General features: G+C 68.6%; 8 protein-coding genes. 2 read left to right on the top strand and 6 right to left on the bottom strand.

The annotated features are described in order from the left end of the window. The coding region (locus GTW67_RS04780; RefSeq protein WP_161163543.1) for a hypothetical protein at positions 1-443 on the bottom strand (443 nt) is incomplete at its 3' end. A 191-nt stretch (positions 444-634) separates the two neighbouring features. On the opposite strand from GTW67_RS04780, the gene GTW67_RS04775 reads away from it, so the two are divergent. Then, on the top strand, positions 635-1909 hold the full coding sequence (locus tag GTW67_RS04775; protein ID WP_161163542.1) for an NsdA family TPR-like regulatory protein: 1275 nt from the start codon (positions 635-637) through the stop codon (positions 1907-1909). Here GTW67_RS04775 and GTW67_RS04770 read toward each other — a convergent pair. Beyond that, a complete protein-coding gene (locus tag GTW67_RS04770; RefSeq protein ID WP_161163541.1) occupies positions 1890-2552 on the bottom strand; it encodes an HAD family hydrolase in 663 nt (220 codons plus the stop codon). The genes GTW67_RS04775 and GTW67_RS04770 overlap by 20 nt on opposite strands. Positions 2553-2977: 425 nt before the next feature. Beyond that, positions 2978-6127 (bottom strand): DEAD/DEAH box helicase, encoded by a 3150-nt coding sequence (locus GTW67_RS04765; protein ID WP_524539744.1) that lies wholly within the window; start codon positions 6125-6127, stop codon positions 2978-2980. A gap of 402 nt (positions 6128-6529) precedes the next feature. Here GTW67_RS04765 and GTW67_RS04760 point away from each other — a divergent pair, with 402 nt between their 5' ends. Further along, positions 6530-7096 (top strand): NPCBM/NEW2 domain-containing protein, encoded by a 567-nt coding sequence (locus GTW67_RS04760; protein ID WP_161163539.1) that lies wholly within the window; start codon positions 6530-6532, stop codon positions 7094-7096. Between the two features lie 20 nt (positions 7097-7116). Here GTW67_RS04760 and GTW67_RS04755 read toward each other — a convergent pair whose 3' ends face one another. The 3 genes from GTW67_RS04755 to GTW67_RS04745 form a co-directional block, all read right to left on the bottom strand. After that, complete coding sequence (locus tag GTW67_RS04755; protein WP_161163538.1) at positions 7117-7572, bottom strand: SRPBCC family protein; 456 nt, start codon at positions 7570-7572, stop codon at positions 7117-7119. A 117-nt stretch (positions 7573-7689) separates the two neighbouring features. Continuing rightward, positions 7690-8706, bottom strand: coding sequence for an SEC-C domain-containing protein (locus tag GTW67_RS04750; protein WP_161163537.1), 1017 nt, complete (start codon positions 8704-8706; stop codon positions 7690-7692). A gap of 48 nt (positions 8707-8754) precedes the next feature. Next, on the bottom strand, positions 8755-9198 hold the full coding sequence (locus tag GTW67_RS04745; protein ID WP_161163536.1) for a DUF3592 domain-containing protein: 444 nt from the start codon (positions 9196-9198) through the stop codon (positions 8755-8757). Positions 9199-9303: the final 105 nt, after the last annotated feature.

The following is a 9303-nucleotide window of genomic DNA, read 5'->3' as shown; positions in this document are numbered from 1 at the left end:
GGGGGGGGGGGGGGGGGGGGGCACAGGTCGCCCTCATACCGTGGCGGAATGACCCAATAGGTGCCCGGTGGCTGTTGGCGGTCGAGGCGGGGAACCCCAAGGTAAGTACCGAGCCCGAAGCAGCTTGCGATGTCGTCGTACGCCCAGACCAGAGCAGCGTGACCCTGGATCAGCGCGTAGTACGTCCCGCCGGCGCCCCGGCGGTCGTAGTTGACCGATCCGCCGAGCAACTCGCCCAGTGCCACGGCCACCTCATCCCGGTCGTCGGTCCGCACGGCGGCGTGAACGACGTGCGCGGCCATGCGTACGGCCGCGAACCGTTCGCCGAGCGGCACCAGCGCAACGCCCTGCGTCGCCCACTCCCGCCGGACCCGCTCCGGATCCCGATCAGCACGAGCGAGCCACTCGGCGATCGCGTGGTCCAGAGCTTCCTGTGTGAACACCGGCTTCCTCCTGCTGTCCGCCACAGCTGGATACGCCGTTCAGGGTTCACCAAGTCGTCAGGTGCATCTAGGACTTCGAGAGGTCACTGAAAGGACTTCCACAGGGCCTGAATAGCACCCCATGGGTGACTGGGTACCTGATACCGGCCTTGCTGTGGCAAGCTTTGCGCAGTCGTCCCCAGGAGGTCCCCGTGTCCAGGCCGACAGGAAACGTCCGGCTCAAAGCCGCCCGTGTGGCCGCCGGGTTCAACTCGCAGCAGGACCTGGCCGATGCCCTCACGGAGCATGCGAAGCACATGGGCATCCGTGGCCTGTCCATCGGCGCACGGCAGGTCCGCCGCTGGGAGTCGGAGAACCCGCCCTGGCCGCAGCCGGACTGTCAGAGAGTGCTTGTGCATCTGCTCGGCCAGAGCCTGGAAGCGCTCGGGTTCGTGCCGCCGTGGGGCTCCGAGGGTCCGGTGCCCGACCCCGTGCGCCGCACGCTGATCGCCGGGGGAGCGGTGGCCCTGGGATTGGCCGTATCAACTGGCAGAGCCGTTGCGGTCTCTCAGCCGGCGACCGCTGGAGCGGACTTCGAGGCGGTCACCAGGTCCCATCGCAGGCTCTACTGGTCGGTGGCACCGGCGAAGCTCCACCCAGCCGTCATGGCACACGCCACGTTGGGCTGCGTGCTGCTCCCGGAGGCGGCGGACACCACACGCCGCGTGATCGCGGCCGCGCTGGCTGAGACGTACCTTCTGGCGGGCAGGATCGAGTTCTTCGATCTCCGCGAACCGGAGGCCGCTCACGAGACACTTCTCCTTGCTCTACAGGCTGCGGGCGAAGCCGACGATCCGCTGCTCGGCTCGGCGATCATCGCGCATATGGCCTTCATCCCCGGCTGGGCGGGAGACCGTGAGTCAGCGCTGGAGCGCATGATCGCGGCGCACACCTATGCGCGCCGTGCCCCCGCGTCCGCGGAGTTTCTGGCCTGGCTGGATGCGGTGGAGGCCGAATGTGAGACCAGGTGCGGCGACACCCGCACAGCCCTGCATCTGATCGGCCACGCGGAAGACGTACTGGAGGAGGGCAACGAGTACGCGTCACCCGCGTGGATGGACTGGTTCTCACCGGCCAGGCTCGCGGCCTTCAAGGGCAACACTCAGCTCCTCGCCGGACATCTCCCGCAGGCCCGTCAGGCACTGCTGGAGTCACTGGACGCCATGACGCCCGCCGACGACAAGCAGCGCACTGTCGTCTTCGGTGACCTGGCGGCCGTGGAAGCCGTGTCCGGGAACCCGGCGGCGGCCTGCGAGTACGCGGGTAAGGCCCTCGATCAACTGGCCGTCACCTGGTACGCGACCGGCATGGACCGCGTACGCGAAGTCCGCCGGGCGCTCGCCCCCTACCAGCACGAGCGTTGCGTCCGTGACCTGGACGACCGCCTCTACGACTGGTCGACCACGGTCAGCGTCCTGCGCCGTTGAACTGGGCAATTCTGGCGGGCAGGTCGGCGAGGTTATCGATGCGGAAGGTCGGCAACTCCGTGGCATCGGGGCTGTCCCATTGGATGGTGGCCCACGGCCCGCGGCGCACCAGTGCGGTGAGCATGCCCGCATCGCGGGCCGGCCGGATGTCGTTGTCGCAGCGATCGCCTACGTAGAGGATCTCGCCGGCCTCGGCAGGCACGGCCTCGGCGACGCGCTTGAAGAACTCCGGGTCGGGCTTACTGGCCCCCCAGTCGTCGGAGGTACCGATCAGGTCGACGTCTTCGGAGAACAGCTCCCGCAGGATCTGCCCCGCCCGGACCGTCTGGTTCCCTGCGATCCCCAGCCACAGTCCGTCCGACCGGAGCTGTCCGAGAGAGGTGCGAACCTCCGGGTACAGATCGTCTTCGCCGAACGTCTCGGGCTGCCCCGCGGCGGCCCTCTTCTCACGCTCTTCGTAGAGATCGAACCCAGGCCGGAACTCCTGGAACGTCTCACGGTAGTCACGGCCCTGGGCGATCACCGCACCGAACATCGCATGGAACGTGTGCCGGGGCACGCCGAGCCAGTCGGCCCAGGTCCCGTACTCACGGGTCTCGTCGACCAGACACTCACCTACGTCGAAGACGACTGCGCGAATCATGGGGGCAGGGTACAGAGGTACTCCAGACAGTCGATGAGGTGGAGCTCTGGGGGAAGTCTCCTTGGCACGTTGAGTGGGGTCTGTCTCCCATCTGGTACCGACGGGCCCGCTGGCGTTGTCATTGGGATTGCCCACGCGCGCCCATGACAGCTCGTTAGGTCGAAGCCTAAGATCATTGGGCAGCTCCCCCCCCGGGGCTGCACCGAATCGATCGCTCGCATCTGGACGGTTTCTGTGACTAGCGCCTATGAGTCGGACCCCATATTTGAGACGGTCCCGCGACAACTTTCCAATCTTGTCCGATTTTCTTGATGAACGCCTCGAAACGATTGTTCAGCTAATTGAAGGAGTTACGGGCCGTCAATTGCAAAAGGAGTAGGGGGTGTGCCCCTCGCGTACCACGCCTCCCGGCCCACGGACTCGAATTAACTAGCCTGAAGGGCCGAATACGTCCACACGTCGGCCGGGAGTTCGTGCTTCAGGCGCCAGGCGATCGCCATCGGCTTGCTGCCGGTGTGGCTTTCGTAGGTCGCCGGGCCGAGGAGCATCCAGGGCTGGGACTTTCCTATGTCGCTGTTCTTGTAGCGCCGCATGAACAGGAGGACGTGACTTCCGCGCTGCACATGCTGCTGGTAACGCATGCCGGTGCGCGAGTCGGCGGCCGTCGCGTTCTGGGACTCCCAGTGGTAGAGGGTCGGGCTCAGCGCGTAGTCCTTGTACCGAACCGTGGGGGAGAAGTCCTTCTCGTTCTTCTCCTGAGTGATGAGCAGGGCATCCGTCTGAAGCTCGTCGACCCACTGCACGCCCTGCGCGAAGGACCGGGGCATCTGGCCACCCATGCGGGCGACGCCGAGGGCAGCGAGTATCTCCGAGCGGTTGTACGCGCTGTGGACCTTGAGCGGGATGTGGCCGAGCGGGCCGGTCAGCGGGATAGGCAGGTGGTCGGCCTGTCCCATCACGTAGGACAGCAACTGCTGGAGCTCGTCACGGACCGCTTGCTGCTCACGCAGCGACTCCAGCCCCTCCTGGTAGCTGGTGAACCCGCCGGCGTTGTCCCAGAGGTTGAAGAACAGCATGCGGGCATACGTCTGGTCCGTCGGTCCCAACTCGTCGTAGCGTGGGGCATCGTCTGCGAGAAGGCGGAGGTAGGCCTGCGCGCGTTCCGGATCGTCCACGTGGAGGAACGCGTGGGCTCGCTTGAGCAGAGCCGCTTCGCCCTGCGGCCCTGATGCCTCCAGCGCGTCGGCCCGGCGGAGAACGGTCGTCCAGGAGTTGTCGCCCTTGTACAGCTCCTTGATCTCTCGGCGGCTCTCCCGGAGGTAGTCGGCGAGGCGCAGAGTGCTGTACTCCTTGACCTCCTTCACCAGCGTCTTCACCGTGGCGCCCAGCTGGGTACGGATGTTGTCGAGGACGAGGTCCTTCGACTTGCCTTCCAGGATGATCTGGGAGCCGGACGGAAGCTGCGGGAAGTCTCGCTCGATGTGCTCGACCAGTCGGTTCCGGGAGAGGTTGGTCAGGGCTCGGAACTGTTCCTCGAAACGGAACTCCGCCCGGTGCTGGCCGATGAAATCAAGCACGGTGAGCACGGGCTTGGTCTCCGTGCGCCGCAGCCCCCGCCCCAGTTGCTGAAGGAAGACGGTGGCGCTGTTGGTGGGGCGCAGCAGGAGGAGGGTGTCGACATCCGGGATGTCGAGCCCTTCGTTGAACAGGTCCACCGAGAAGATGACCTGAAGCTTGCCGTCCCGCAGGTCGGTGAGCGCCCGGGCGCGCACATCGGCGGGCGACTCACTGTCGAGGGCCACAGCCGCGAAGTTGGCCTTGCGGAAGAAATCTGCCATGTAGTGGGCGTGCGCCTTGGTGACGCAGAAGCCGAGCGCACGCATGGCTCCGGGATCGGAGACCTTGTCCCGGATCTGCTTGACGACGATGCGTGCGCGGGCGTCGTTGCCCGTGAAGAGGTTCCCGAGCTCCTGATCGGCGTACGAGCCCTTCTGCCATCCGAGGTTCGTCAGGTCGGTGCCGTCGGGAATGCCGAAGTAGTGGAACGGACACAGCAGGTCGTTCTCCAGCGCTTCCCAGAGCCTCATTTCGGCTGCGATGCGGCTCTCGAAGAACTCGTCCTGCACATTGCGCCCGTCCATCCGCTCCGGAGTGGCGGTCAGACCCAGCAGTTCCTTCGGCGTGAAGTGGTCGATCACCCGTCGGTAGGTGGAGGCTGTGGCGTGGTGGAACTCGTCAATGACGATGACGTCGAAGTGGTCCGGGGACAACTGCTCCAGTCTTTGGACGTTGAGTGACTGCACACTGGCGAAGACGTGGTTCCATTCGCGCGGATCCGCACCACCGTGCAGCAGCTCACCGAATGAGGCGTCATCCAACACCTCACGGTAGGTGCGCAGGGACTGCTTGAGGATTTCCTTGCGATGCGCCACGAACAGCAGCCTCGGCCGACCACTGGTCGACTCCCTGCACAGACGGCGGTAGTCGAGAGCGGCCATCACGGTCTTCCCGGTGCCCGTCGCCGCGACGAGCAGGTTGCGGTGCCGTCCGCGGATCTCACGCTCAACGTTCAGCCGTTCCAGCATGTCCCGCTGGTGCGGGAAGGGACGCACCTCCAGGCCGGAGAGGTTGATCTTCAGGTCCGTGGTCGACGTCGACCCACTCGCCTGGGCCAGTGCCTCGTCGAGACGCTGGCCGTGCAGGTCGGGGTCGTATGTCTCGAAGGCCGTGTCGTTCCAGTACGCGTCGAAGGTCGCCTCGAACTTGTCGAGCACCGCGGGGGTGGCCACGGATGACAGCCGTACGTTCCACTCCAGGCCGTCGAGGAGCGCGGCTCGGGACAGGTTGGAGCTGCCCACGTACGCCGTGTCGAAGCCCGTCCCACGACGGAAGAGCCACGCCTTGGCATGGAGCCGCGTCGAGCGGATCTCGTAATTGACCTTGACGGTGGCGCCGAAGTCGCGCACGAGCCGGTCGAGCGCGCGGCGGTCGGTGGCGCCCATGTAGGTCGTCGTGATGACCCGGATCGGTACGCCCCGCTTCTTGGCGGCACGCAGGGAGTCTTCCAGGACACGAATGCCGTACCACTTCACGAAGGCGCACAGCAGATCGATGCGGTCTGCCGTGGCCAGCTCCGCTCTCAGCTCGGATCCCAGGCTCAGGTCCTCGGGCGAGTTGGTGAGCAAGGACGTCTCGGAAAGCGGAGTGAGCGGACGGATCGCGTAGGCGCCCGGGGCCTCCTGCTCGGCGAGGGCCAGCAACTGCCGAGGCCCCTCGACGATGGGGCCGATCGCTTCTGTGCCGTTCTGGCCACCGGTGCTCGCGGCCAGGGACTCCAGGATTCGGTTCGCGAAGGGAACCTGCTGGTCGGACGGGAGCTGGCCGAGGTGACGAGCCACCATCTCCCCGACATGCCGCGCCAGTACATGAGGCGAGGACTCCGCACTGACCTCTGCGTCGATGGCCTTCCACCCCATGGCCTCGAGTTGCTTCAGCTCGTCACGCACGTCCTCCGTGATCAGCTTCTCGTAGACCCCCGAGACCGGCTCGGCCAGCTCCCCCGCGTCTCCCACCAAGACCCCCTCGGTCACACGTCGATGTGCCCTAGTTCTAACAGGAGCCACTGACAAGCTCGGCATCGCGGCCGGAGCGGTGAGTGTCCTATTCCGGCGACCACCTCCTGCGAAGCCCTGTCCGTCCCCGTTGCCGTCGGGTTCAATGGGGCCCCGCGATCAGGCCGTGTCTGGAGGGGGCAGAGCGTGAGTGGAGCGTCGCCGTCGGGTGGGGTGCCGCCGATGCCGGGGGAGCCGCCGGCTCCTGGGCCCGGGGCTCCGGTTCCGCCGTTACCCGCGCCGAGCCCGCCGCCCGGACCGGCACCGGATCCCGCGCCGAGCCCCACCCCCGGCCCCACGCCGCCCCCCGGCCGCCGGCTCGGGGACGTTGCCGCGCTCGTGTCGGCCGGGGCTGCCGTGGTCGGTTTGTTGCTCGGGTTCTTCGGGTTGCCGACCGTCGTCGACTCGCCCACCGCGCAGTCGGTGACCGCCACCGCCACCGTGACGGCGACCGCCACCGCGACCGTCACGGCCCGCGCCGAACCGCCCGGCGCGGACGCCGAGTCATCGGCGGAGCCCTCCGCCGCGTTGCCGACCGGGGACGTGCCGCTGACCGACATCACGCCGCTCAGCGGGATGTACAGCAACTGGGAGCTCAAGCCCGTCGTCATGGGCGGGCAGCGCTTCGACAGTGCCCTCACCACCGAGCCCGGCTGGTTCGAGAGTGTCGGCTGGAGCATCAACGAGCACTACAAGAGCCTCACCGTCACCGTCGGTCTGGACGACAACACCGCGGCGTATCCGGTCACCGTGGCCTTCAAGGCCGGGCAGGACGGCGAGAAGACGCTCAAGACCGCGACCGCGCAGATCAACCGGCCCGTGAAGGTCACCGTGGATCTGACCGGCGTCGCCATCCTCCATGTCGAGGCCGTTCAGGCCGACGGGAATTCCTCGGTCGTCGCGCTCGGCGATGCGATGTTGCACCAGTCCTGACGGAGGGGGAGCGGGGTAGCTCAGCTGCGGGTGTCCTCCGTCACGTACCCCGCCAGCCCGTCCAGCAGCATGCCGCTGCCCTGTTCCGCCATGTTCCGTTCCTCCGCCGTGTCGCAGGTCTGGCTGAGGGTGATCTCCGTGCGGGCCGGGCCCCGTTCCGTGAGTTGCAGGGTCATCGTGACCTGGTCCGGGCGGCCGGGGAGGTCCATGCCGAGGACCAGGCGGCTGGGCTCGGTCACCTCCACGTACGAGCCGGTCAGCGGGAACGCGTCGCCGTCCGGGGTGAGCATCGTGGCCTTCCAGGCGCCGCCCGGGCGTACGTCCATCTCGACGGAGCCCGGGGCGGCGTGGGCCCACGGGGCGTACTGCTCCGGGGTGGTCCAGGCCCGCCAGACTCGGGCCACCGGAGCGTCCAGGGTCCGGGTCAGGGTGTAGGAGAAGCCGTCGGCGGCCGGGGTCTGGTCGGTGCTGCTCATGGGGGCTCCCTCGGTCAGGGCCTCACGCCTCGCGTGCGGCCGGGCACCCGTGTAGACGTCCGCCGGTGCGGAATCTCATCGGTCCGGCGAGAGCCCTTCCGGCAGCACCCCGGCCCGTCACGCCCCCGTCCCGTGGCACTCCCCGTACGTCCGGCCCGAGCCGCACCAGCACCCCGCGCCCCGCTGCGGCGGCCACGCCACCGCGCGGCCCCGGGCCGCCAGGGTCGTCGCGTACTGCGGGAGCAGCGTCGCGTCGGACGGGGACGCGCCCTCCGAGGCCGCGAACGCCTCGTACGACGGGACCGTGCCCGGTACGACGCCCAGGTTCGGCGTGCCCGACGAGGCGAGTTCGCGCAGGGCCGCCTCTATCGTCGTCAGGTGCTCCTCGTAGGACGGGTACTCCTCGGACAGGGACGGGTACGCCTCCAGCAGCTCCGTCAGTTCGCCCGCCGGCCAGTGCAGCATGGCCACGGGGAAGGGGCGGGACAGGGCCTCGCGGTACGCGCCCAGCTCGGCGCGCAGGCGGGAGATCTCCGCCTCCAGGTCGGCCGGGTCGTCCGAGCCGAGGGACCAGACGCGCTTCGGGTCGTGCAGCTCGTCCAGGGACACCGGCATCGTGTGCAGGGTGTCCGCCAGGCGGTCCCAGTCGTCGTGGGGGGCGCCCAGCATGCGGCGTACGCGGTGACGCCCGTAGAGGAGCGGATGCGTGGAGTACGGCGGTTCGGCCACGTCCGTCAGGAGCAGGCGGGCGCCCTCCGTGAAGGTCTCCTGGGCCGCCTCCAGCTCGTCGTGGGACTCCAGGGCCTCGGCCACGATCACCCAGGGCGCCGGGTCGCGCGGGGCGGTCGTGCGGACGCCCTCGATGATCGCCCTGGCCTCCGCCTCGTGGCCGTACTCCCACAGGTTCGACGCCTTGAGGGCGCGTACCAGGGGCGGGTTCTCCAGCCCGTCCGGCGAGGACAGCAGGCGGTCGTAGAGCTTGGTCGCGGAGGGGCGGTCGCCGGACAGCTCCAGGTGGGCCGCGGCGCGCACCAGGAGCGCCTCGGCGTCCTCCGGGTACAGGCCGGCGGTCCGCTCCAGGCGGGCGGCTTCGGCGGTGTGGTCGACGTTTTCGGCAGGCGTGTCGGGGCGCATGGGTGACACCGTACTGCCGAGAGGTGACGAAGGTCAGGGCCCCGCAGGTCAGAAGCGGTACCGGCTCCCCGCGGGCAGCAGGGTCGCGATGCGGATCAGGACCGCCGTCAGCGTCCCGGCCCACAGCAGCACGCCGAGCCACATGCCGAGCACCGCCGTCCGGTAGCGGTCCGGCGAGTCCAGGACCACGCTCTCGGGGGCGCCGGGGAGGTGGCGCAGGTGGACGCGGGTGCCCTGGGCGATCCGGTGGGCGTCCGTCGTGTCGGGGAGCGGGTACTCGTGCTCGCTGCCGTCGTCGTCGGTCCAGCGGACCACCAGGTGCAGCGTCGGGTACGTGCCCTCGCGGGACGCGACGTGGTCGGTCACCACACCCTCGGCACGCCGGCCCAGGCTGCGCGCCACATGCTCGGTGAACGCCGTCCTCGCCTCGACGGCCGTGAGCGCCAGTCCGCCGAGGAAGGGTATGAGGGCGAAGAGCCAGTACGTGGTCATGGACGCAGAGCCTATGGCGGTCCCCGGCGGCGAAGAGGGCGCCTCCCCCGGCCTGGCACGCCCGGGGGCGGGGCCCAGGCACCGGGGACGGACACCCCCACCCCC

Source organism: Streptomyces sp. SID5910 (genome assembly GCF_009862125.1).
Taxonomy (GTDB): Bacteria; Actinomycetota; Actinomycetes; order Streptomycetales; family Streptomycetaceae; genus Streptomyces.
Note: the sequence above shows the minus strand (reverse complement) of the source record. Positions and strands in the feature narration are given on the sequence as shown.

Coding starts and splice junctions, on each gene's coding strand:
- GTW67_RS04770 (WP_161163541.1), bottom strand. CDS start 2,552: ATGATTCGCGCAGTCGTCTTCGACGTAGGTGAGTGTCTGGTCGACGAG.
- GTW67_RS04755 (WP_161163538.1), bottom strand. CDS start 7,572: ATGAGCAGCACCGACCAGACCCCGGCCGCCGACGGCTTCTCCTACACC.
- GTW67_RS04750 (WP_161163537.1), bottom strand. CDS start 8,706: ATGCGCCCCGACACGCCTGCCGAAAACGTCGACCACACCGCCGAAGCC.
- GTW67_RS04745 (WP_161163536.1), bottom strand. CDS start 9,198: ATGACCACGTACTGGCTCTTCGCCCTCATACCCTTCCTCGGCGGACTG.